At 72.2% G+C, this 22,837-nt stretch carries 16 protein-coding genes; 11 read left to right on the top strand and 5 right to left on the bottom strand.

What is annotated here, in order from left to right:
* Positions 1–115: 115 nt before the first annotated feature.
* The 3 genes from ACH4U7_RS34500 to ACH4U7_RS34490 all read right to left on the bottom strand — a co-directional run bounded on the left by ACH4U7_RS34500 (position 116) and on the right by ACH4U7_RS34490 (position 4,365).
* Entirely contained in the window at positions 116–1,867 is a 1,752-nt protein-coding gene (locus tag ACH4U7_RS34500) for an ABC transporter ATP-binding protein (protein WP_398531713.1), read from the bottom strand.
* On the bottom strand, positions 1,864–3,600 hold the full coding sequence (locus tag ACH4U7_RS34495; RefSeq protein WP_398531712.1) for an ABC transporter ATP-binding protein: 1,737 nt from the start codon (positions 3,598–3,600) through the stop codon (positions 1,864–1,866). Before ACH4U7_RS34495 ends, ACH4U7_RS34500 begins: the two co-directional genes overlap by 4 nt.
* A gap of 174 nt (positions 3,601–3,774) precedes the next feature.
* Positions 3,775–4,365: a helix-turn-helix domain-containing protein gene (locus tag ACH4U7_RS34490; RefSeq protein WP_398531711.1), complete on the bottom strand. Its 591-nt coding sequence runs from the start codon at positions 4,363–4,365 to the stop codon at positions 3,775–3,777.
* A 49-nt stretch (positions 4,366–4,414) separates the two neighbouring features.
* Here ACH4U7_RS34490 and ACH4U7_RS34485 point away from each other — a divergent pair, with 49 nt between their 5' ends.
* Together ACH4U7_RS34485 and ACH4U7_RS34480 are read left to right on the top strand one after the other, a co-directional pair.
* The gene (locus ACH4U7_RS34485; RefSeq protein ID WP_398531710.1) at positions 4,415–4,978 is read left to right on the top strand and encodes a GNAT family N-acetyltransferase; all 564 of its coding nucleotides are present in this window, start codon (positions 4,415–4,417) and stop codon (positions 4,976–4,978) included.
* A gap of 452 nt (positions 4,979–5,430) precedes the next feature.
* Complete coding sequence (locus ACH4U7_RS34480) at positions 5,431–5,733, top strand: Lrp/AsnC family transcriptional regulator (RefSeq protein ID WP_398531709.1); 303 nt, start codon at positions 5,431–5,433, stop codon at positions 5,731–5,733.
* Positions 5,734–5,810: 77 nt separating this feature from the next.
* Here ACH4U7_RS34480 and ACH4U7_RS34475 read toward each other — a convergent pair whose 3' ends face one another.
* Positions 5,811–6,569: a GntR family transcriptional regulator gene (locus tag ACH4U7_RS34475; RefSeq protein ID WP_398531708.1), complete on the bottom strand. Its 759-nt coding sequence runs from the start codon at positions 6,567–6,569 to the stop codon at positions 5,811–5,813.
* Between the two features lie 106 nt (positions 6,570–6,675).
* On the opposite strand from ACH4U7_RS34475, the gene manD reads away from it, so the two are divergent.
* The 5 genes from manD (at position 6,676) to ACH4U7_RS34450 (ending at position 14,656) form a co-directional block, all read left to right on the top strand.
* Positions 6,676–7,884: a D-mannonate dehydratase ManD gene (manD, locus tag ACH4U7_RS34470; protein ID WP_398531707.1), complete on the top strand. Its 1,209-nt coding sequence runs from the start codon at positions 6,676–6,678 to the stop codon at positions 7,882–7,884.
* Positions 7,881–9,365 (top strand): mannitol dehydrogenase family protein, encoded by a 1,485-nt coding sequence (locus tag ACH4U7_RS34465; protein WP_398531706.1) that lies wholly within the window; start codon positions 7,881–7,883, stop codon positions 9,363–9,365. The genes manD and ACH4U7_RS34465 overlap by 4 nt, the downstream gene beginning before the upstream one ends.
* 64 nt (positions 9,366–9,429) lie before the next feature.
* Complete coding sequence (locus ACH4U7_RS34460) at positions 9,430–9,846, top strand: YchJ family protein (RefSeq protein ID WP_398531705.1); 417 nt, start codon at positions 9,430–9,432, stop codon at positions 9,844–9,846.
* A gap of 251 nt (positions 9,847–10,097) precedes the next feature.
* The gene (locus ACH4U7_RS34455) at positions 10,098–13,619 is read left to right on the top strand and encodes a phosphodiester glycosidase family protein (RefSeq protein WP_398531704.1); all 3,522 of its coding nucleotides are present in this window, start codon (positions 10,098–10,100) and stop codon (positions 13,617–13,619) included.
* A 194-nt stretch (positions 13,620–13,813) separates the two neighbouring features.
* Positions 13,814–14,656, top strand: coding sequence for a DUF4157 domain-containing protein (locus tag ACH4U7_RS34450; RefSeq protein WP_398531703.1), 843 nt, complete (start codon positions 13,814–13,816; stop codon positions 14,654–14,656).
* A 50-nt stretch (positions 14,657–14,706) separates the two neighbouring features.
* Here the strand turns inward: ACH4U7_RS34450 and ACH4U7_RS34445 are convergent, their stop codons facing one another.
* The gene (locus ACH4U7_RS34445) at positions 14,707–16,083 is read right to left on the bottom strand and encodes a hypothetical protein (RefSeq protein ID WP_398531702.1); all 1,377 of its coding nucleotides are present in this window, start codon (positions 16,081–16,083) and stop codon (positions 14,707–14,709) included.
* A 253-nt stretch (positions 16,084–16,336) separates the two neighbouring features.
* On the opposite strand from ACH4U7_RS34445, the gene ACH4U7_RS34440 reads away from it, so the two are divergent.
* The 4 genes from ACH4U7_RS34440 (at position 16,337) to ACH4U7_RS34425 (ending at position 22,829) form a co-directional block, all read left to right on the top strand.
* Complete coding sequence (locus ACH4U7_RS34440; RefSeq protein ID WP_385614919.1) at positions 16,337–16,975, top strand: LuxR C-terminal-related transcriptional regulator; 639 nt, start codon at positions 16,337–16,339, stop codon at positions 16,973–16,975.
* A gap of 177 nt (positions 16,976–17,152) precedes the next feature.
* Positions 17,153–19,909, top strand: coding sequence for a VWA domain-containing protein (locus ACH4U7_RS34435; RefSeq protein ID WP_398531701.1), 2,757 nt, complete (start codon positions 17,153–17,155; stop codon positions 19,907–19,909).
* A gap of 8 nt (positions 19,910–19,917) precedes the next feature.
* Positions 19,918–20,643, top strand: a complete 726-nt coding sequence (locus ACH4U7_RS34430; RefSeq protein WP_398531700.1) for a DUF4255 domain-containing protein — start codon at positions 19,918–19,920, stop codon at positions 20,641–20,643.
* Positions 20,640–22,829 carry an ATP-binding protein gene (locus tag ACH4U7_RS34425; protein ID WP_398531699.1) on the top strand — a complete coding sequence of 730 codons (2,190 nt, stop codon included), beginning with the start codon at positions 20,640–20,642 and terminating at the stop codon, positions 22,827–22,829. The genes ACH4U7_RS34430 and ACH4U7_RS34425 overlap by 4 nt, the downstream gene beginning before the upstream one ends.
* Positions 22,830–22,837: the final 8 nt, after the last annotated feature.

Below are 22,837 nucleotides of genomic sequence, written 5' to 3'. Positions count from 1 at the left end.
GCCCGCGGATTCCGGGGTTGTCAAGCTGTCCCTGGTTACCGGAGCCTGTCCCTGGTTACCGGAGGCTGTCCCTGGTTACCGGAGGCTGTCCCTGGTTACCGGAGGCTGTCCCTGGCTACCGGAGGCTGTCCCTGGCTACCGGAGCTTCGAGGCCGTCTCCGGCTTCCAGGGTTTCCCGCGACCACAGCCGCCGCATCTCCGCGCAGCCCTCCAGCAGTTCGTCCAGCGTCCCGCGGCCGGCCACCAGGCCCCGGTCCAGGACGACGACCTGGTCGGCCCGGGCCAGTACGGCCGGCCGGTGGGAGACGACCAGCAGCGTGGCGGCGCCGGTGATCCGCTCCCACAGCAGCTGTTCGGTCTCCACGTCCAGCGCCGAGGACAGATCGTCCACCACGAGCAGGTCGGGTGAGCGGACCAGGGCCCGGGCGACGGTCACCCGCTGGGCCTGGCCGCCGGACAGCCGCATGCCCCGGGGGCCGACCACCGTGTCCAGGCCGTCGGGCAGCGCGGCCAGGTCTCGGTCGAACGCCGCCGCCCCCACCGCCCGCTCGATGTGCTCGGGATCCCGGCCGAGCAGCAGGTTCTCCCGCAGCGTGGCGGAGAACAGCCGCGGCACCTGGCCGACGTACGCGGCCCGGCCGGGCACCAGGTATACGCCGGGGTCGGCCACCGGACTGCCGTTCCAGCGGATCGTGCCGGCCACCGGCGGTTCCAGCCCGAGCAGGGTGCGCAACAGCGTCGTCTTGCCCGAGCCGACCGCGCCGGTGATCACGGTGAGGGTGCCCCGTTCGATCTCCAGGTCCACCCCGTGCAGGCCGTGCCGGGCGGCCAGCCCCCGCGCCTGAAGTGTCTTCAGCGGATCGTCGTGGGCCGCCGGTTCCGGGGCGGGGTAGTCCCGGTGGAACCAGACGCCGCTGTCGCGGGACACGCTGTCGTCCGGGCCGGTCATCCGGGTGAGCCGTTCGGTGGAGACGGCCGCCTGGGGCATCCGGGCGAGGATCGAACCGACGGTACGCGGCAGCGCGGTGAGCCAGCCGATGTACGTGGTGAACAGCGCCAGGTCGCCCGCGGTGAACTCGCCGCGGCGCATGGCCGGGGCGGCCAGCAGCAGCACGAGGCCGACGCTGATCTCGACGCTCGCGCCGGTTGCGGTGGTCAGCAGGTCGGTGGCGAGCCGGTCCTTGACCGCCGCGTCGCGGCGCAGCCGGTTGTGGGCCCGCAGCCGTTCCAGCACCGCCTCCTCGGCCCCGGCGGTCTTGATGGCGAGCACGCCGGTGAAGATCTCGCCGAGGTGGCCGGTGACGGCCGCGCCGCGCGCGGCGGCCTGCCGGTGCAGCCGCCCGGTCAGCCGGTTCAGCAGGCGGCTCGCCACTCCGATCGCGAGCGCGGGCACGATCAGGGCGAGGGTGGCGGCCGGGTGGATGGACACCATGATCGCCAGCGCGGCGGCGCTGAAGAGCGCGGCTCCGGCCAGCGGCACCGACTCGTCCACGAACTCCACCACGTCCGCGGCGTCGTCGCGCAGCCGGGCCAGCGCCTCACCGGACGAATGCGGCACCCGCCCCTTGCCGCTCAGGATCGAACGCAGCACATTGCCCCGCAGCAGGGCCGCCGCCGCGCTCCACCAGTAGTCGCCGTACGTCCAGGCGATGACGATGGTCAGGCCGCGGACCAGCTCCACCCCCACGAAGGCCGCGCACAGCAGCAGTGGCACCCGGCCCACGGTGAGGTGGTCGAACATCCGCTGCAGGATCAGCCCGCCGATGAGCGGCAGGGCGCTGGCCGGCATCCACAGCAGGCCGCCGATGAGGTAGCGGCGCAGATCGAAGCGGACCAGGGTGGCGGTGACCGCCGTGAGCAGGCTCATCGGCGCACCCCCGCGAGCATCCGCGCGAACCGGCTGCCGGGGTCGGCCAGTAGCTCCTCCCGCCGGCCGTACTCGACGACCCGGCCGCCGGACAGGACCGCGATCCGGTCCACGTGGGACAGCGATTCGAGCCGGTGCGCGATGAGCACGCCGGTCCTGCCGGTCAGCAGCCGGGCCGTGCTGTGGCCGATATGGCGTTCGGTGGCCGGGTCGAGCCGGCTGGACACCTCGTCGAGCACCACGAGCCCGGGGTCGGCGAGCAGGGCCCGGGCGAAGGCCAGCAGCTGCGCCTGGCCCGCGGAGACCGTGCCGAGGGGGGCGTCGAGGTCCCAGTCGGGGAGCCCCACTTCGGCCAGGACGGCTCTCAGCCGGTCGTCGTCGTATCCGGGGCGGAACAGGGTGAGGTTGTCCCGGACGTCGGCGGCGAACAGCTGCACGTCCTGGGTGACCACGGCGACCCGCTCGCGGAGCGAGGCGGTGTCCACCTCGCGCAGGTCAAGACCGCCGACCCGGACGGCGCCGGCCGTCGGGTCGTACAGCCGGGCCACCAGGCGGGCGATGGTGGTCTTGCCGCTGCCGCTGCGGCCGACCAGGCCAAGGGTCTCGCCGGGGGCGAGGGTGAGGGCGATGTCGCGCAGCACCAGTTCGCCGCCTTCGCCACCCCTACCCTTCTCATCGCCGTACGAGAAGTCGACGCCGTCCAGTTCCAGCCGCAGCGGCCCGCTCGCGGGCAACTGCTTGGCGGTGGCCGGGACGGTCAGCGTGCGGCTCTCGGCCAGCAGGGAGCGGATGCGGGCCACTCCGGCGAGGGCGGTCTGGTAGTGGCGCAGTTGGTCGATCAGTCGCTCGAACGGGGTGCGGACCATCAGCGTGTACTGGAACAGCAGCACCGCGGTGCCGATGCTGAGGGTGCCCGAAAGACCGGCCATGAGCGCTGTGCCGGTCGCGAACGCCACGCTGGTGGCCGCCAGGACGGCGCTGCCGACCGCGCTGGCGCGCAGCCCTGCGCGCCACAGTGTCGCGCTGGCCTGGTGGAAGCGGCGTACGGTGTGCTCGCCTGCCGCGTTGGCGCGCAGGTCCTCGGCTCCGGCGAGCCGTTCTTCCAGGAAGCCGAAGAGCGCGGCGTCGGCCGCCCGGGCGCGAGTGGCGGAGGGTACGGCCAGGCGCTGAGCGCGGACCATGCCGAGGCCGATCAGCGCGCAGTAGACCAGCAGGGCCGCGCCGATGCGCGGGTCGACCGCGCACACCACCGCGATCACCCCGCAGAGCAGCAGCACCCCGGCCACGACGTCCAGCAGGAACGCCACGACGAAGTCGGCGATGGCGGACACATCGCCGTCCACCCGCTCGATCAGCTCGCCGGGGGTGTGCCGGCCGTGGAAGGCCAGGTCCAGACCGAGGGTGTGCTCGGCCAGGTGTTCGCGCAGCCGGTTGGTGCGGTCCCAGGCCGCCTGGCCGGCCAGCCAGGCGGTGACGGTGCGGGCGCCCTGTCCGGCGACGGCCAGGGCGAGGTAGATCAGCGCGGTGAGGGTGAGTGTGCGGGTGTCGTCGCCGGCGTTCGCGCCGTCGACGAGCCGGCGGGTGAACTGGGGTGCCGCCAGCGGCAGGGCGGTGGCGGCGGTGATGGTCAGGGCCAGGAGTACGGCGGCGCCGCGGCCTGGCAGGAGGAAGCGGAGTACGTGCCTACCGGAGGTCGTCCTCCTTGTGGCGGGCAGGGTCGATGAGGTCGACAAACGTCATGTCCTTCGCGCGAATGGCCGGGGTGGGGTGAATGGACATGAACGTGTGCCTCATCGGGCCTCCTCGTACGGCGGATCTACCGGCGGTGAGTAGAGCAGGGGGCTCACCGGGCGGGCAACCGATTTTCACCGGGCTCGTTTTCACCGGGCTCCTTTTCACTGGCCCCGTCAGGGTGTGCCGTTCCTTCGGGACTGGGCCGCGCGGGGCCGCATGATGAGCGCGGCGACCAGGTAAACGCACGGCACGCGCGCGGGGTTGGCGTAGCCGTGGGTGACATCGGCGGCGAAGTACACCGAGTCGCCGGCGTCGAGGTCCACCGTCCTGTTCGCGAGGGTCAGCCGCAGGGTCCCCGACTCCACCACGACGAACTCATGGGAGCCCGGGGCGTACGCGGGGAACCGGCCCGCGTCGCAGCCGGGCGGCAGTGTGGTGCGGATCCACTCGAAGTTCACGGCGGGCACCACGGGGGTGAGGATGGTCCGCCGCCACCCTCCGGGCTCCTCGACGGTGTCCTGGTCGGCCGCCCGGCGCACGATGACACGGCTGTCCTCAGGCTCGGCGACCAGGTCGGCGAGTGGTACGCCGAGTCCGTCGGCGATGCGGGCGAGGACGAGGACCGTGGGCGCCTTCTGGCCGCGCTCGACCGAGGACAGCATGCTCACGCTCACCTCGGCCGCTTCGGCCAACTGCTGAAGGGTCAGGCCCCGTTCGTGCCGTAGTTCCTGGACACGGGTGCCCAAGGTCAGGAGATCCAGCATTCCCCTATAATAGCAACGTATTCCTCTATAGCGAAAAGAGCCCGCGCCCATGACGCCCCCGCCCCCGGAAGCGACCATCCGCCCCGCGGTCCACGCCGATCTGAAGGCCGTGGCCGACATCTACGCGCACTACGTCCGCCACACCGTGACCACCTTCGACGAGACACCGCGCTCCGCCGCCGAGTGGGAGCAGCGGCTGGACGATCTCACCGACCGTGGCCTGCCCTTCCTGGTCGCCGAACTCTCCGGCGCCGTGGCCGGGTTCGCGTACGCCGGGCCGTGGCGGCCCAAGCCCGCGTACCAGCACACGGTGGAGGACACCATCTACCTCGCCCCCGACGCCACCGGCCGGGGGCTGGGCACCGCCCTGCTCGGCCCGCTGATCGCGGAGGCCACCCGGGCCGGGCGACGGCAGATGATCGCGGTCATCGCGGACACCGGCAGCGACGCCTCCGCCGCCCTGCACCGCCGCTTCGGTTTCACCGACGCCGGCCGGCTGACCGCCGTGGGCCGTAAGCACGGCCGCTGGATCGACACGCTGCTCATGCAGCGGCCCCTGTCGGAGCCGGGGCCCGATCACGAGCCCGGCCTGCCGCCCACAGAGCGACGGTGATGAACAGAAGCTGCTCGGGAATCGTCAACTACCCTTCGCTCAAGCGAGGGGCTTGCACAGCGGGCGTCACTGGCGGTGGCGGTTCGCTTGCGTCCAGCCCCAGCCCAAGCACTTCAGCTCCGAACGCCAGTTCACCCGCACGCACGACCTCATCACACACATTCGCCCTCACCGGCTCCGCCCGGCTGCGATGCCAGCGCTCCGCACCCGGCAGAGACGAGGGCCGCGACGCTCCGCGCGCAATCGCGGGATGATCGGGGAGGAGGGCCGGTTCTCCCGGCCCTCCCCACACCACCGGACATGCGGGGCCGTATCCGGCGGTTCGTTCAGCTGACGCCGCACCAACGCGCGGGCGAGCGCACGCAGGCCCGTCAGGTCGCGACCTGACCCGACAGGTCAGCGGGTCGGAATCAGCCGTCCGCCGGCGGCTGGAAGAGCTCCGCCGGAACGGTGTGCTCCGCCTCGACGTCGAGGCGGACGCGGGCCTGCTCGGGTACTCGGCGCAGTGCCTGCTCTGGCTGACCATCGCCCCCGCCCGGCTCGGCGGCATCGCCCGGACTCTGGCCACCGACCCCCAAACGGCCTTCGTCGGCATGACGACCGGCGCCCACAACCTGCTCGCCATCGCCGTCTGTCGCCACGCCGAAGCACTGCACGCCTATCTCACCGACCGCGTCGGCTCCCTGGAGGGGGTCGGCCGTATGGAGACGGCCATGATCACCGCCTACGCCAAACGTGCCGCCCCGGCGCAGTGACGTACGGCGGGCCGCCGCCGTGACGGCTCCGGCTCGGGCCCGAAAGGATCACCGGGAGCCCGAAAGGATCGCCCGGGTCAGGCATCCCTCCGGGAGCCGCCGCGCCGGGCGGTCTCGCGGCGCGGGCGTACGGGCGCGTCCTGGTCGCTGAACAGCTCGGGGTGGCGGGCCCGGATCTTCTCCACATCGCTGAAGACCAGCCGCAGATGCGAGCACAGCGCCTCGTCGGCCCGGTCCAGATCGCCCGCCTCCAGCAGTTCGACGATCTCGCGGTGCTGGCCCGCCAGCCGGGTCATCTGCGCCGTCAGCGGCAGCGACAGCCGGCGCGCCCGGTCGAGCTGGGCCTTGGCCTCGCTGACCACCGGCCAGGCGGAGCCATGTCCGCTGACGGCCATCAGCCGGGCGTGGAACTCCTCGTCGAGCCGGAAGAAGCCCTCCCGGTCGGTCCGCCGGTCGGCCTCCTCCTGGGCGGCGAGCAGCGCCTTCAGATCGGCGATGTCGCGCTCGGTGGTGCGCCCGACGGCGTCGCGCAGGGCCGCGCGCTCCAGCGCCTCCCGGATGAACTGGGCTGAGGCGACGTCCCGTTCGCGGATGCGCGAGACGAACGTCCCCATCTGCGGATAGATGTCGACGAGACCTTCGTCGGCGAGCAGGATCAGGCTCTCGCGCACGGGGGTGCGGCTGACGCCGAGCTCGGCCGCAAGGTCGTTCTCCGAGATGGCCGTCCCGGGCTCCAACTCCAGGCTGACGATGCGCGAACGCAGCGCCTCATGAACCAGTTGCCGGGTGTTGCGTCCCCGGGAACGAGCCGCGTGCAGTCCTTCCACCCGTGTCATCGACCCCCTCCCCGTCCCTTGACCCGCTCGGCTGCCATACTTGTATGGTAGTCAGCCTGGTCGACCAGCTGAGCCCCCAAGGATCCATGGCCCCAAGGAGCGGCACATGGCCACGATCACCGAGGCGACGGTCATCGTCACCTCGCCCGGCCGCAACTTCGTGACGCTGAAGGTGACCACGTCCGACGGCGTGACCGGACTCGGTGACGCGACCTTGAACGGCCGCGAGCTCGCGGTCGCCTCGTATCTGCGCGACCACCTCGTACCGCTGCTGATCGGCCGGGACCCCGCCCGTATCGAGGACATGTGGCAGTACCTCTACAAGGGCGCGTACTGGCGCCGCGGCCCGGTGACGATGACCGCCATCGCGGCCGTCGACACCGCGCTGTGGGACATCAAGGGCAAGGTCGCCGGCATGCCCGTGTACGACCTGCTGGGCGGCCGGGCCCGCGACGGGGCCATGGTCTACGGCCACGCCAGCGGCGGCGACGTACCCGAACTCCTCGACGACGTCGCCCGCTTCCGCGACCTCGGCTACCGCGCGATCCGCGCCCAGGCCGCCGTCCCCGGTTCGCCGGGCAGCTACGGGGTGCGCAAGGGCGTGGTCTACGAGCCCGCCGCCGCCTCCCTCCCCGACGAACAGACCTGGTCCACCGAGGACTACCTGGACTTCGCGCCCCGCCTGCTGGCCTCGGTCCGCGAGCGCTTCGGCTTCGACTTCCACCTGCTGCACGACGTCCACCACCGGCTGACCCCCACCGAGGCGGGCCGGCTCGGCCACCAGTTGGAGGACCTGCGGCTGTTCTGGATGGAGGACCCCACCCCCGCCGAACTCCAGGAGTCCTTCCGCCAGATCCGCCAGGTCACCACCACCCCCATCGCGGTCGGCGAGGTCTTCAACTCCATCTGGGACTGCCAGCAGCTCATCACCGAGCGGCTCATCGACTACATCCGCGCCTCCGTCGTCCACGCCGGCGGCATCACCCACCTGCGGCGGATCTTCCACCTCGCCGAGCTCTACCAGGTCCGCACCGGCTCCCACGGGGCCACCGACCTGTCCCCGGTGTCCCTGGCCGCCAACGTCCACCTGGACGTCACCGTCCCCAACTTCGGCGTCCAGGAGTACATGTCCCACGACCCGCTCACCCACGAGGTGTTCCACCCCGGCTACGAACTGCGCGACGGCGCCCTCTACCCCTCGGACGCCCCCGGCCTCGGCGTCGAACTCGACGAGGAGGCGGCCGCCCGCTTCCCGTACGACCCCAAGTACCTGCCGGTGAACCGCCGTACCGACGGGTCGGTGCACGACTGGTGAGCACCACACCCCACGACCGGGCCACACCCGCCCCCGGGCGGCTTTCCGCGGCGACCCTGCGCGCCGTCCCCGCCGAGAGCCGGCCCGCGGTCGACCCCGGCGCGCTGCGGCCGCGCATCGTCCACCTGGGCATCGGCGCCTTCCACCGGGCCCATCAGGCCGTCTATACGGAGCAGGCCGAGGTGACCGCCGGCGGCGGGTGGGGAATCGCCGGCGTCACCCAGCGCAGCAGGGCCGTCGTGGACGCGCTGCGCCCCCAGAACGGGCTGTACTCGCTCACCGAGCGCCACCCCGACGGGCCGCTCACCCGCGTCGTCGGCACGGTGACCGAGGTGCTGCACGCGGCGGACGACGGCGCCCGCCTCACCGAACTGCTCGCCTCCCCGGACGTCACCGTCGTCACCCTCACCGTGACCGAGAAGGGCTACCGCCGGGACCCCGCGACCGGCGGCCTCGACCTGACCGGGCCGCTGGTCCGCGGCGACCTGGCACAAAGCGACCGGGTAGGGGACAGCCTCGCAGGCGCGCTGGCCCCGGCGACCGTGGTCGGGCAGCTCGCGTACGGGCTGCGCGCCCGGCTGCGCTCCGGCGGCGCGCCCCTGTCGGTGGTCTCGTGCGACAACATGGCCGGCAACGGCGCGGTCGTACGCCGCCTGGTACGGGACTTCGTCTCCGCCACCCGATGGCAGGAACGCGAACGCCTGCTGGAGTGGACGGCCACCGCGGTCGCCTTCCCCTCCACCGTCGTCGACCGCATCGTCCCCGCCACCACCGAGGGCGATCTGCGCACCGCCGCCCGCGCCCTGGCCCTGCGCGACGAGGGCGCGGTGACCGCGGAGCCGTTCACCCAGTGGGTGCTCGAGGACACCTTCGCCGCCGACCGGCCGCGCTGGGAGGCCGGGGGCGCGCGCTTCGTCACGGACGTCGCCCCGTACCAGCTCACCAAGCTCCGGCTGCTCAACGGCGCGCACTCGCTCATCGCCTATCTGGGCATGGCGGCCGGCTGCGAGACCGTGGCCGATGTCATGGCCACCGGATGGGGCGAGGACACCGTCCGCGCCTACTGCGCGGAGGCCGCCGCGAGCCTGCCCCCGGCGGACGGCCTGGACCTCCCCGGCTATGTCGACAGCCTCGTACGCCGCTTCGCCAACCCCTCGATGCACCACCGGATCCGGCAGATCGCCGCGGACGGTTCGCTGAAGATCCCCGAGCGGTGGCTGGCCCCGCTGCGGGAGCTGCGCGCCACCGGCCACGACACCCCGCAGCTGGCCGCCGCACTCGCCGCCTGGGCCCGCGCCACCCGGGACACCCCCGCCGAGGACCCGGCGGCCGAGCAGTTGCGCCGCGCCTGGGACCGGCCGGCCCCGGACGCCCTGCGGGCACTGCTGCTCCTGCTCGGCGCGGAGGACCTGGCGGAGGACACCGCCCTGGTCACGGCGGTCCACCGGGAGCTGAACTCCCCAACCGTCCCACCACTGTGAGCGCGCCGCTCCCCGCCCCGGGCCCCAGGGCGGGGAGCGGCGCGCGCCCCGTCACAATGGGGCCATGTCCCGACGCGCACGACGCCCGCAGCCGCCCCGCCCGGCGCCCTGCCCCTGCGGGCTGCCCGCCGCCTACGAAGACTGCTGCGGCAGACTGCACCGCGGCCAGGCCCGGGCGGCCGCCCCCGAGCAGCTGATGCGCTCCCGCTACAGCGCCTTCGTCCGCCAGGACGAGGCGTATCTGCTGCGCAGCTGGCACCCCGACACCCGGCCGCCGCGCGTCGACTTCGACCCCGCGCTGCGCTGGCGGGGCCTGGACGTCCTCGCCACGACCGAGGGCAGCGCGTTCCACACCACCGGCACCGTCGAGTTCCGCGCCCGCTACACGGAGCACGGGCGCGCCGGCGAGCTCCACGAGACCAGCCGCTTCGTACGCCACGACGGGGACTGGGTCTATCTCGACGGCGTCATCGACGCCTGAGCGCCCGCGCCGCGAAGGGCGTCGCACGCCGGTTCACACCGGCTCGCACGGCGTGGTGCGCGCCGCGATGTACGCCGGTTCGCGCACCGCCGTGCGGGCCGTGACCCGCGCCGCGATGTTTCCCAGGATGTTGCCGACGACTCCTGGCGCAAGGTCAACTCCCCCCGGGATGCTGGGGCGCTGTGCGTGTGAACCACGCGAAGCCGAGGGTTTCTGGAGTTGCCGTGCCCCCTGTCGCTCTCGTCAGACCCGTGGCGGTACTGGCCGCGGTGTCCGCCCTGTTGCTGGGCGCCGCCGGTCAGGCCGCCGCTGACAACCCCCACTCCCCCGCTCCCGAGCCGCTGCCCCGGTCCTCCGCCGAGATGCTGCGGCCCATCGCGCCGCCAGCCGCCAGCGCGCGCGGCGACTCTTCGGTGCGGTCCGTCGTCGACGGCGACGGGATCGAGACCGCCCGCAGCTCGCGGCCGGTCGCCCCCGGGGTGAAGCTGACCTCGTACGACCGGCTGGAGTCCGACAAGTGGCTCCGGGTCGACTCGCTGTCGGTGGACCTGGCGAGCGGCACAAAGGTCGACTACCTCCACCCGGACAAGGTGGCCGCCCGCGAGCCCGTCTCCGAGCTCGCCGCCGAGCACGACCCGGGGCCGGGCCGCCGTACGGTCGCCGCCATCAACGGCGACTTCTTCGACATCAACCAGACCGGCGCCCCCGAGGGGACCGGTATCAGCGCGGGCCGGGTGGTCAGTTCGGCCTCGTCGGGCGCGGCCGGGGGCCGGGCGGTGGGCATCGGACCGGCCGACGCCGGCCGGGTCCTCCAGCTGTACTTCGACGGTACGCTCACTCTCCCCGGCGGCACCCGCCCACTCGCCGCGCTCAACTCGGCCAATGTGCCGGCCCAGGGCATCGCCGCGTACACCGCCCAGTGGGGGGAGGCTGACCGCGCCCAAACCGTCGACGGGGCCGGAGCGAAGCGCACCGCCGAAGTGGCCGTCGTGGACGGCAAGGTCACCTCCGTGGCCACCACGCCCGGCAAGGGCGCGATACCCCCCGGCACCACGCTGCTGATCGGCCGCGACGCGGGAGCCGACGCGCTGGCGAACCTGGCCGTCGGCGACGCGGTCTCATGGGAGTACCACCCGCGCCCCGACAGCGGCGACGTGCCCGACACGGCCGTCAGCGGCCGGGAGTTGCTGGTCGTGGACGGCGAGGCGGTCGGCCATGACGGCGAGGGCAACAACACCGCCGCCCCGCGCACCGCGGTCGGCTTCTCCCGCGACGGCCGTACGATGCAGGTCCTCACCGTGGACGGGCGACAGGCCGACAGCGGCGGCGTCACGCTCACCGAACTCGGCGTGATGATGAAGGACGCGGGCTCCTACAGCGCCCTCAACCTCGACGGCGGCGGCTCCTCCACGCTGGTGGCCCGCGTGCCCGGCAGCGATACGGCGCGGGTGGAGAACAGCCCGTCCGACGGCAGCGAGCGCACCGTCCCCAACGGCCTGGCCTTCACCGCCCCCGACGGCAGCGGCCGGCTCAAGGGCTTCTGGGTGGAGACCGCGGCCGCCGCCGGAGCGGCGCCCACCGTCGACCCGGTCAAGGGCGGCCATCCCGAGCGCGTCTTCCCGGGGCTGACCCGGCGGCTGACGGCCGCCGGATACGACGAGACGTACGGCCCCGCCGAGGGCACCGCGACCTGGCACTCGGCCGACCCGCACATCGGACGGGTGAGCGCCGACGGCACCTTCACCGCCCAGCACAGCGGCGACGCGCAGGTCACGGCCCGCCGCGGGGCGGCGAAGGGCGATATCGAGCTGACCGTCCTCGACGACCTGGACCGGATCCAGCCCACCACCCGGCTGATCGGCCTGAAGGACGCCGAGGCCACCGGCCGCTTCGGGGTGGTGGGCCTGGACGCGCACGGCACCAGCGCGCCCGTCGAACCCTCGGACGTCCGGCTCGACTACGACCACGACCTCTTCGACATCACCCCGGACCAGGACTCGGGGGACTTCACCGTCAAGGCCCACGGCGGACAGGGCGCGGGCCAGATCAAGGTCACCGTGGCGGGCACCACCACCCGGCTCGCGGTCACCGTGGGGCTGACCGAGCGGCAGGAGGCCGCCTTCGACGACGCGGGCGAGTGGAAGTTCAGCCAGGCCCGCGCCTCCGGTTCGCTCGCGGCCACGCCCGACGGGCACACCGGCACCGGCCTGGAGCTGACCTACGACTTCACCCAGTCCACCGCCACCCGCGCCGCGTACGTGAGCCCGCCGCAGCAGATCGCCGTGCAGGGCCAGCCGCAGTCGTTCGGCCTGTGGATCAAGGGTGACGGCAACGGGGCGTGGCCCACGCTCCACCTCAAGGACGCGGCGGGCTCCGACCAGCTGCTGCGCGGCCCGTACGTCACCTGGACCGGCTGGCGCCACGTCGACTTCGCCGTCCCGGCCGGGGTCTCGTATCCGCTCAAGGTCAATCGCTTCTATCTCGCCGAGACCGGCGCCACCCGCCAGTACACCGGCCGCATCACCATCGACGACCTCACCGCACAGGTCCCGCCCGCCGTCGACCTGCCCGAGCAGACGGCGTATCCGGACCCGCTGATCAGCACCGCCGCGCGCGCCGAGGGCCGGGACTGGCGGTTCGCGGTGATGTCGGACGCCCAGTTCGTGGCCCGCGACCCGGACAGCGCGATCGTCACTCAGGCCCGCCGCACCCTGCGCGAGATCAAGGCGGCGCGCCCCGACTTCGTGGTCATCGACGGGGACCTGGTCGACGAGGGCTCTCCCGCCGACCTCGCCTTCGCCCGTAAGGTCCTCACCGAGGAGTTGGGCTCTGGTGAAGGGGCCGTGCCCTGGTACTACGTGCCGGGCAACCATGAGGTGATGGGTGGGAAGATCGACAACTTCGAGGCCGAATTCGGCCCCGCACACCGCGTCTTCGACCACCGCGGCACCCGCTTCATCACCCTGGACACCTCCAGCCTGAGCCTGCGCGGCGGCGGCGTCGACCAGATCCAGGAGTTGCGCGCCCAACTCGACGCGGCGGCGAAGGACCCGGCGGTCGGCTCGGTGATGGTGATCGAGCATGTGCCCCCGCGCGACCCCACCCCGCAGCAGGGCAGTCAGCTCGGCGACCGCAAGGAGGCCGCGCTGCTGGAGGGCTGGCTCGCCCAGTTCCGCCGTACGACCGGCAAGGGCGCGGCCTTCATCGGCGGCCATGTGGGGACCTTCCACGCCTCGCGGGTCGACGGCGTGCCGTACCTGATCAACGGCAACTCGGGCAAGAACCCGGCCACCCCGCCCGGCCAGGGCGGCTTCACCGGCTGGTCCATGGTCGGCGTCGACCAGGTCTCCAAGCATGAGCAGGCCCGTGCCCGGCAGGCCCCGTGGACCGGCGGGCCCGACTGGGTGTCCGTACAGACCCGGGCTCATGTGGACGGGCTGACCGTCACCGCCCCGGCCGAACTGCCCGCCGGGCAGCACGCCGAGGCCACCGCGACCGTGCTCCAGGGCGAGGGCGCCGACCCCCGCCGGGTGCCGGTCGGCTTCCCGGTGAGCGCGGACTGGGCCGGATCGCCGAACCTCTTCATCGGCGACCCGGACGACGCCGCCCGGCACCGGCCGCGCTATGTCGCCGCGTACGACCCGACGACGGGCCGGCTCACCGCGCTGCGGCCGGGGTCCGCGACCCTGGCGGTGACGGTGAACGGGGCGGTGGCGAAGGCGAGCTTCACGGTCACGGCCCGCGCCGCCGGGGGATCCGCCTCGGCGGCGTGACGGGGCGGAGCTGAGGGGACGCGGGCCTACGGAGCTGAGGGCCGCAGGGCCGGACCGTACGGGCGAGGGGCGGCGGGTGACTGCCCGAAGGGGCAATCCCCGCTGCCCCTCCCCGGCGGGGCCGAACCTGGACGACACCCGGCCCCTCCCGCGACGCTGGGAGCGGACCTCCGCTATTCCCCGGGGAGCGGCAGATGCGCACACACGACCACGGACATGAACAAGAGCACGAACATGAGCACGACGAGTCCTTCAAGACGCCGGAGCGAACGGACCTTCAGCAGTCGGCGGACCTCCCCCACCTGCTGAAGGCCGTCGCCACCGGCCATACGGAGGTGATCGGCCGCTCCGGGATGGGCACCCTTCAGCGGACCATCGGCAACGCGGCCCTCGGATCGGCGATCCAACGAGACACCGGCCCGGCAACCCCAGCCGCCCCGTCCTCGGACCCGGCCCTCGCCTCGGACGAGGACGACCAGCGCTCGAGCGTCCACGACGTGATCTCCTCCGGCGGCGGACAGCCCCTGGACACCGAAGTCCGCACCGACATGGAGACCAGGCTCGGGGCCGACTTCTCCGGGGTGCGGCTGCACACGGACTCGGCGGCCCACGAATCGGCCAAGGAGGTCGGCGCGCGGGCCTACACCGTCGGCGAGAACGTCGTCTTCCAACGGGACAGCTACGACCCGGCCTCGCACCAGGGCCGCACCACGCTCGCCCATGAGCTCACCCATGTCATGCAGCAGCGCAGCGGCCCGGTGGACGGTACGGAGGCGCCGGGCGGGATCCGGGTGAGCGATCCGTCCGACCGCTTCGAGCAGGAGGCGTCGGCCAACGCGGAGCGGGCGATGGCCGCCCCGGCCCCCGCCCCCGCGCCCGCACTGGCCGAGGCCCCCACCCCGGCACCGTCCGCGGCCCCGGTGCAGCGCCAGGCGGAGGACGAGGACGAGGAACCGGCGGACGTGCAGGGCTCCTTCGTTCAGCGGGCGCCCGAGGCGGGGGCCGAGGAAGAGGAGGAGTCCCCGCCCGAGGCGTAAGACCCGTACGTCAACGAGCCCGGGTCAGCTGCCGGCCTCAGCCATTGGAATCAGCCATTGGTCTCCTTGCCCGGGGCGAGCTTGCCGCCGAGGAACAGCGACTCCGAACACTGGGACGGCGTGGGGGCCTTGACCGGTTTGCCGACCTCCCGGCAGCTGACGGAGATCGTGACCGTGCCCTTCGCCCGCACCTCGATGGGGGTGACGAAGTGGTAGTCGGAGTCGCGGAAGTTCTCGAGTGCGAGGTTGAGCAGTTGCCCGTCGTCGCTGGAGATGACCAGGGTGCCGGCGTCGCCCTGCGGGTTCTGGACGACGATGTCGGTCAGCTGGAGCGTCTTCCCCTCGGGGACCTGGTACGCGGTCTCCTGCGCCGAACCGCCCCCCACCCGGTCCCGCACCTGTACCCGGGCGCTCGTCGGAATGGCGGACCCGCCCCCGCCGCCGGGCTCCGCGCTCGCGTCGCCGCCCGGGGACCGCGACGCATCGCCCCCGGAACCTCCCGAGCCGCCCTGCTGGGAATCCCCGCCGCCGCCCGCCCCCTTCTGGCCGCCGCCCTGTTGCCCGCCCTGCTGTCCGCCCTTCTGCTCCTCGGCGTTGCGTTCCTTGTCCGCTTGACGCGCGGCGGACTCGACCGCCTGGGGGGTGATCGCCTCCCGGGCCGCCGACCGTACGGTGGGCCGGAGCAGCGCGAACCACAGGCCCACCAGCACGGCGGCCACCAGCACCGCCACGGCCAGCACCCGGGGCAGCCAGCGCGGGAGGATGGCCTGCTGCTCGTACGAGCCGTCGAGGACCACCGGCTCGTACGGGTCGTGCCCCTCCTCCGCCCGCGGTGTCACCATCACCTGGAAGGGATGGGTGACCGGTGTCCCCCGCCACAGCCGCTTGGCCGGGCGCACCTTGAGGGCGGCGAACTTGGCCTGGCCGGGCGGGATGGTCAGCTCGGTGGCCTCGAAGCCCAGCCGCGCCCGTTCGGTGGCTCCCCGTGCGCTCAGCCCCACCGTGACCGGTGTGTTGCCCCTGCTGTCGATCGCCACCTTGTGCCGCCCGCGCAGGATGCCGGCCGATCCGCGCGGCACCAGTTCCGAGGTGACCTCGGTGAACGGCAGGATCGTCACACCGCGTTCGAGCGCCACCGGCTGATTCCGGTCGCTCGTCGGCACGACCCGCAGCCCGAGGGGGGTGTCCCCGGGGGCGATCTCCCAGCTGCGCGGCGGGCGAAGGGTGATGGTGGCGGTGCCCGTCGCCCCCGGATAGAGCGACAGACTCGCCGGCTCCACCGTGGTCCAGGCGGCGCACGGCCCCACCACCTCGAACCGGCATTCCTCGACGGTGTCCCCCGAATTGAGCACCTGTAGGGCGATATCCGCCTCACCGCCGGGCTGGGCGGTGACGGTGGACTCGTCCAGGCTCGCCGAAACACTCATGCGGCGCACCGTAAACTCCGGCATCACATCCCGGCACCGGCCGCGCAGGAACACTTTCGGGCAATCACCGTTGCCCGGGAACGCACGTTCAATTCCCTTGGAGAAGCAAGAGCATTACTGTGGTTGCCCGTTACAGGGAGGGGAATGTGAGGAAATCGTGATGTCATGTGCATGATCTAAGTGCATGCCATGTGCGTCACCGCGCAATTGTCACGCCACCTCCCTCATCAGTCGCCCGAGGGGAGAGAGCGACGTGCAACAAACGAACGGAGAACGCATCACGGTAGCGCTGCGCGCCCAAGACCCGGTATCCCAAGCCGGAGTTGCCAGCCAGCTGCGCACCCGGCCAGAAATTACGATCATCGACTGGGACGAATCGGATGCGCCGCAGGTGGCCGTGGTCGTCCTGGACGTTCTCGACGACGACGCACACCGTGTATTGCGCCAGATCCAGCGGACCAGCACCGCGCGGGGGGTACTGGTCATCACCCGTATCGACGAACAACAACTCGTGGACGCCGCCGAATGCGGCTTCGTCGGAATCGTCAGACGCGCCGAGACCACCCCGGAACGCCTGGTCCAGGTGATCAGCTCCGTGGCGCAGGGCGAAGGGCACGTCCCTCCCGATCTGCTGGGAAGCCTCCTGGAACAGGTCGGAAAGCTCCAAGGCCAGGTCCTGGCACCGCGCGGGCTCAACTTCACCGGGCTCGCGGCCCGCGAGATCGAGGTGCTGCGGCTGGTGGCCGAGGGATACGACACCGCCGATATCGCCATGAAGCTTTCCTACTCCGAGCGGACGATCAAAAACGTACTGCACGCCGTCATGACGCGGCTGAATCTGCGTAACCGCTCACACGCCGTGGCATACGCGCTGCGCCAGGGTCTGATTTAGGAAACGCGCCACCCCGTGGGCCGCGCTCCGTCCGCGCCCCGTCCGCGCTCCGTAGACCCCACGGTGCCTCATAGGGCAGCCGGCCCTTCCCGAAGGGCTGGCTGCCGCCCCGGTGCGCTTCCGCATTCCGACCCGCGACAGTGGAACACCGCACGCCGATGCCGAGTGGAGTGTTCTGTGCGTTCCATACGGGGGTTCCTTCGCTTACGGTCGCGGACCGGCACGGGCGCCAAGGCGCATGCCCGCGCCCTGCGCATCGGCGCCCTGACCGCCGTACTGTCCCTGACGATCAGCGTCCTTCCGGGCGCGGCGGCGGGCAAGCGGGCGCCGGCGCCAGAACCCACGGTGACCCCCGCGGTGGTGGACGAGCCGCTGGACCCGGGCGACTCGCTCGCGGTCGACAAGAAGGTGCGTACGCCCGTGATCCCGCCGCGGCCCGATGTGGTGCTGCTGGTCGACGGGACGCGAAGCATGCAGCCCACCATCGACAACGTCCAGGACAACCTGGACCGGATCACCAACAGGGTGCGTGAGGAGCAACCCGACTCCCGCTTCGCGGTGGCCACCTTCGGTGACAAGGTCGACGGCGACCGGGTCTTCACCGTGCTCCAGGGGCTCACGGACAACCTGGACGAGGTACGGCGAGGAGTCGACGGCCTCGCCTCCGACCGCGGTCTCGGCAGCCCCGGCCCCGCAGAGGACTGGATCAACGCCCTGTGGCAGATCGGCAATGGGGCGGGCGGGAAAACCGTCTTCCGCGAGGGCGCGAGCCCCATCGTCGTCCTGGTCGGCGACGCCTCCAGCCACGACCCCAGCATGGACCACTCGCTGGGTGACGGCATCAACGCCTTGAAGAGCGCGGGGGTCCGGGTCCTCGGCGTGGATGTGGCCACCGAACTCGGCGACGGCCTCAACGGCAACGGCGACAACGGCAACGGCCCCGGCCAGAACCAGGAACCGACACACCAGCCCGACCAGGCGAGCAAGGTCATCCAGGCCACGGGCGGCAAGCTCTTCCAGAACATCGACGCGGACCAGGTGGCGGACACCATCGCGGAGGGGCTGAGCAACCTGCCCACCACGGTCAGCTACCAGGCGGTGGCCTGCGACCCCGCCCTCTCCGTCTCGCTGACCCCGGCGAGCAGGGAGGTGACCAGCGGTGCGGTGGCGGACTTCAGCGAGACCATCAAACTGGCGGACGACGCCCCACAGGGCGCGACGCTCAGCTGCACCGTCCAGTTCCTGCTGAACGGCCAGGTGCCGAGCGGAGAGATGCCCGCGGATGTGCCGCCCGCGCGGGTGTTCCGTGACCAGGGGAAGGGGACCAGCAACGGCGGCACCGACCACGGGAACTCCGGTTCCGGCGGAACGATCGCCGGGGCGATCGGCGGCGCGGTCGGCGGAACCGACGGCGGGCAGAACGGTGGAGTCATCGGCGGGGCGGCGGGTGGCGTGTCCAGCGGATCCGACGGCTGCGGCGGCGGAACCATCGCAGGGCTGGCGGTGGGCGGGGTCGGCGGATACGACAGCGAACGCAATGGCGGCCTGATCGCCGGGGTGCTGGGCGGCGCGATCGGCGGTTCCGACGACGGCTGTGGCGGCGGGGCCTCCGGCAATGGGTCGGGCAACGGGTCGGGCAACGGGTCGGGCGGTGGAACCATCGCCGGGGTCATCGGCGGCTTGATCGGTGGAGTGATCAGCGGCGCCTCCAGCGGAACGGGCGGTGAGGACGGAGGCCAGACAGCCGGACCGGGTGGGGACAACACGGGCCAGAACGGCGGACCGGGTGGGGACAACACCGGCCAGAACGGCGGACCAGGCGGAGACAACACCGGCCAGAACGGCGGACCAGGCGGAGACAACACCGGCCAGAACGCCGGCCAAAGCGCAGGACAGAACGCAGGCCAGGACGGAGGCGGAGGCGACGGAGACGGGGACGGCAACGGGAACGGGGACGGCAACGGGAACGGGGACGGGGACGGGGATCCCACTCCAGAGGACTACCAGCAGCACATCACCATCACCGTCAACGACGTAACGGCCCCGGTCGTCGCCGTGGACGACCGCGTCGTCGAGGCGACCGACAAGAACGGCACCAAGGTCGACTTCACCGCCACCGCCGAGGACGCGGTCGACGGCGATCTGCCAGTGACCTGCGACCCCGCCTCCGGTTCACGCTTCCCCGTAGGCACAACAGAGGTCACCTGCACCGCTACTGACTCGTCGGGCAACACCGGAACCGACACGGCCACCTTCACCGTCAGCCCCGCCCCGGTGCCGAACCAGGCGGACATCGCCGTGACGGCGACCGCCGGCCCCTCACCCCGCTACGCGGGGCAGCGGACCGGCGTGCGCTTCACCCTCACCAACGCGGGCCCCAAGACCGCGAAGAACATCGCGCTCACCACCACCTGGCCCCGTACCAAAGACGCCAACAAGCGCAGCCTCTCGGCCCTCTCCGGCTGCACCCGCGCCGCCACCTGCTCCCTCGCGCCCGGCGAGCGCCTGACCGTGACGCAGTCCGCGGTCTACCGCACCGCCGTCCGAGGAGACATCCGCGTCTCCGTCACCGGCTCCCCACGCGACCCCAGGCGCGCCAACAACACGGACACCGCCCGTATCCGCGTCCTGCAGCCCAAGTTGACCGTCACCCCGAAGGTCGCCAGGCCCGGCGATGTGGCGGTGGCGCGGGGCAAGGACTTCCCGCCCGGCGCCACGGTCGCGCTCACCTGGAAGCCGGGCATCACCGCGGCCCGGTCGACCGTACGCGCCGACGGCGACGGCACCTTCGAGGCGCAGGTGCTGGTCCTGCGTAAAGACCAACTCGGCCCGCGCAAGCTCCGCGCCACCGTACGGGGCCTGGACCGGCTGGAGAAGCCGGTGCTGATCGTCCAACGCAGCCTGCAACCGCCCGACTTCGCGGGCCGGAGGTGACGGCGCCGGTGATCCACGAGGTCGACGAGGCGCTGCGCGCGATGTTCAGGACGGAGGCCCTGGCGGGCGGCGCCCAGGTGTCGGTCGTCTTCGACGCCCCCACCCGCGACTGGGCCGCCAAGGTCAACGCCCCCACCGTCAATCTGTATCTGTACGACATCCGCGAGGACATGCGCCGGCGGGAGCGCGGTCTGCTCAATGAGTACGACGAGCGGGGCACGATCGTGGCCCGGCGCCGCCCGCCGCGCTACTTCAAGCTCTCGTATCTCATCACGGCGTGGACCAAGCGCCCCGAGGACGAGCACCGTCTGCTCTCCTCGCTCCTCTCCTGCCTGCTTCGCTACGAGGCGCTGCCCGCCGAACGGCTCACCGGCACGCTCGCCGAACTCGGGGTACCCGTCCCCATGACGATCGCGCTCCCGCCTCCCGAGGACCGTTCGTTCGCCGATGTGTGGAGCGCGCTGGGCGGGGAGCTGAAACCCTCCCTCGACCTGGTGGTGAGCGTGCCGGTCACCGAGTCGCCGGTCTACCCGGCCGGCCCGGAGGTCGGCGAGGAGGGCCTGCGCGTCGGCTTCTCCGACGTAGCGGCGGACGCCCGGACGCCCACAAACCCTGCGTCGGGTCCAGGGGACCTCCCCGTGTACGGCACCCCAACCCCGAGGCCTGAAGGACGGAACAATCGCCCCAAACGCACCGGCGTGTCCTCTCAAGTATCAGAAGATCAAACCGAATGACGGACACTCCAGCCGAACCCTCCTCCCCCTCCCCCTCCCCTTCCCCCGATCCGAGCCTGCGCCACCTCCTGGACCGGGCCATCCTCATCGAGCAACGGGTAAGGCGGGCCGTCCACGCCCGGCAGCAGACCGACCCGGCCCCCGATGACGCCTTCCGGGGCCTGTATCTCACCGACGAGACGATCCACCACCTCCTGGAACACGGCCGCCAACTCAGGGTCACCGCCCCCGACGACACCGACGCCGTATTCCTGGCCGAAGCAGAAGCACGCGCCGACGCCGCCATCCGTTCCGGCCACCCATCCCGACTGCGTACCCTCACACACGACTTCGACCTAACGGCCCTGGACATCGAAATCCTGCTGATCGCGCTGATCCCGGACCTGGACGACCGCTTCGAGCAGTTCTACGGCTATCTGAACGACGACGTCACCCGCCGCCGCCCGACCATCGGCCTGGCACTCGGCCTGTGCGGCCTGTCCCCGGCCGACGCCGGAGCCCGCGCCCGCCTGGCCCCGCAAGCCCCCCTCCGCTCCGGTGGCCTCCTCCTGGCAGAGGAACCGGACCGCCCCTTCCTGGCCCGCGCGCTACGCGTCCCCGACCGCGTCACCGCACATCTCCTTGGCGACGACACCCCGGACCCACGCATCGTCGACCTCCTCGCCCCCTGGCAGAACGCACCAACGCAGCTGGGCAACCCGGCCCCACTCGCCCGCTCACTCGCCTCCGGCGTCCGCCTGGCATACCTACGCGAGGACCAGGGCGGCGCGGGTACAGCCCTGGCATCTGCCGCCCTCACGGGGGCGGGCCATGGCGTGCTGGGCGTGAACTTGGAAGCTCTGGCCCGCGATCCAAACCCCACCGAAGCGGTAAGAGTCGTCACCAGGGAAGCCCGCCTGACGGCCTCCGGCCTGGTGTGCACCCCCATAGACGCCCTCACCCGCGACAAACCCGAGGTCATCCGCGCGGTGTCGGACATCCCGCTCCCGGTCGTCCTGGTCGGCCGCGCCCCCTGGGACGCGGCTTGGTCAACCCACCCGCCACTGCTGCTCCACGCCCCGCGCGTGGAACCGACGGCGCGGGCGGCGCTGTGGTCGGCGGCATACGAAGGCGAACGGACCAGGGGCCGCACAGCGGCCCGAGCCGAGCCGCCAGAAGGCGTGGCAGCCGATCACGAGCAGCCGCTGAGCAACATCCCCCCGAACCTGGACATCACCCGCCTCCTCTCCCCCTTCCTCCTCACCCCGGACCAGATCACCCGGGCTGCCCAAGGCGCGGCCCAGACCGCGATGCTGGACGGCGGCACCCTGCGCCCGGACCATGTCCGCGCCGGAGCGCGCGCCCAGAACGCCGCGGGCCTCGACCGCCTGGCCCGCCGTATCGAACCCGCGGTGGCCTGGCCCGACCTCGTCCTCCCACCGGACACCCTCGCCCAACTCCGCGAACTCACCGCCCGCGCCCGCCACCGCGACCGGGTGCTGGGCGAATGGAGCATGCGGCCGGGCGGAGGCAGGGGCCGGGGCGTCACCGCCCTCTTCGCGGGCGATTCGGGCACCGGTAAGACGATGTCCGCCGAAGTCATCGCCGCCGACCTGGGTCTGGACCTCTACACGGTCGATCTGGCGACCGTCATCGACAAATACGTAGGCGAAACGGAGAAAAACCTGGAGCGCATCTTCTCCGAAGCGGCCGGAATCAACGGCGTCCTGCTCTTCGACGAAGCCGACGCGATCTTCGGCAAGCGCTCCGAGGTCAAGGACGCCCACGACCGCTACGCCAACGTCGAGAGCGCGTACCTACTCCAGCGCATGGAAACCTTCGACGGCCTGGCGATCCTCGCCACCAACCTCCGCGCCAACCTCGACGACGCCTTCACACGCCGCCTCGACCTCGTCATCGACTTCCCCCTCCCGGACGCCCCCCAACGCCGCACCCTCTGGGACCGCTCCCTGGGCCCCACCCTCCCCCGCGCCGCCGACCTCGACCTGGACTTCTGCGCCGACTCCTTCGAACTCGCCGGCGGCAACATCCGCTCGATCGCGGTCACCGCCGCCTACTTCGCCGCCGAGTCAGGGCATCCCGTGACCATGTCCGACCTGATCCACGCCGTACAGCGGGAATACCAGAAGCTGGGCCGCCTGACCCTGGCTTCGGAGTTCGGCCCCTATATGTCACTGCTGTCCTGAGCCGCCGG

The sequence above is a fragment of the Streptomyces sp. NPDC020845 genome (assembly GCF_044334165.1).
GTDB lineage: Bacteria > Actinomycetota > Actinomycetes > Streptomycetales > Streptomycetaceae > Streptomyces.
This window is presented reverse-complemented; position numbering and strand designations above follow the sequence as displayed.

What these genes read in the sequence shown, in the direction of transcription:
- ACH4U7_RS34500 (WP_398531713.1), bottom strand. Translation starts at nt 1,867, where the DNA reads ATGAGCCTGCTCACGGCGGTCACCGCCACCCTGGTCCGCTTCGATCTG.
- ACH4U7_RS34490 (WP_398531711.1), bottom strand. Translation starts at nt 4,365, where the DNA reads ATGCTGGATCTCCTGACCTTGGGCACCCGTGTCCAGGAACTACGGCAC.
- ACH4U7_RS34485 (WP_398531710.1), top strand. Translation starts at nt 4,415, where the DNA reads ATGACGCCCCCGCCCCCGGAAGCGACCATCCGCCCCGCGGTCCACGCC.
- ACH4U7_RS34475 (WP_398531708.1), bottom strand. Translation starts at nt 6,569, where the DNA reads ATGACACGGGTGGAAGGACTGCACGCGGCTCGTTCCCGGGGACGCAAC.
- manD (WP_398531707.1), top strand. Translation starts at nt 6,676, where the DNA reads ATGGCCACGATCACCGAGGCGACGGTCATCGTCACCTCGCCCGGCCGC.
- ACH4U7_RS34460 (WP_398531705.1), top strand. Translation starts at nt 9,430, where the DNA reads ATGTCCCGACGCGCACGACGCCCGCAGCCGCCCCGCCCGGCGCCCTGC.
- ACH4U7_RS34450 (WP_398531703.1), top strand. Translation starts at nt 13,814, where the DNA reads ATGCGCACACACGACCACGGACATGAACAAGAGCACGAACATGAGCAC.
- ACH4U7_RS34445 (WP_398531702.1), bottom strand. Translation starts at nt 16,083, where the DNA reads ATGAGTGTTTCGGCGAGCCTGGACGAGTCCACCGTCACCGCCCAGCCC.
- ACH4U7_RS34425 (WP_398531699.1), top strand. Translation starts at nt 20,640, where the DNA reads ATGACGGACACTCCAGCCGAACCCTCCTCCCCCTCCCCCTCCCCTTCC.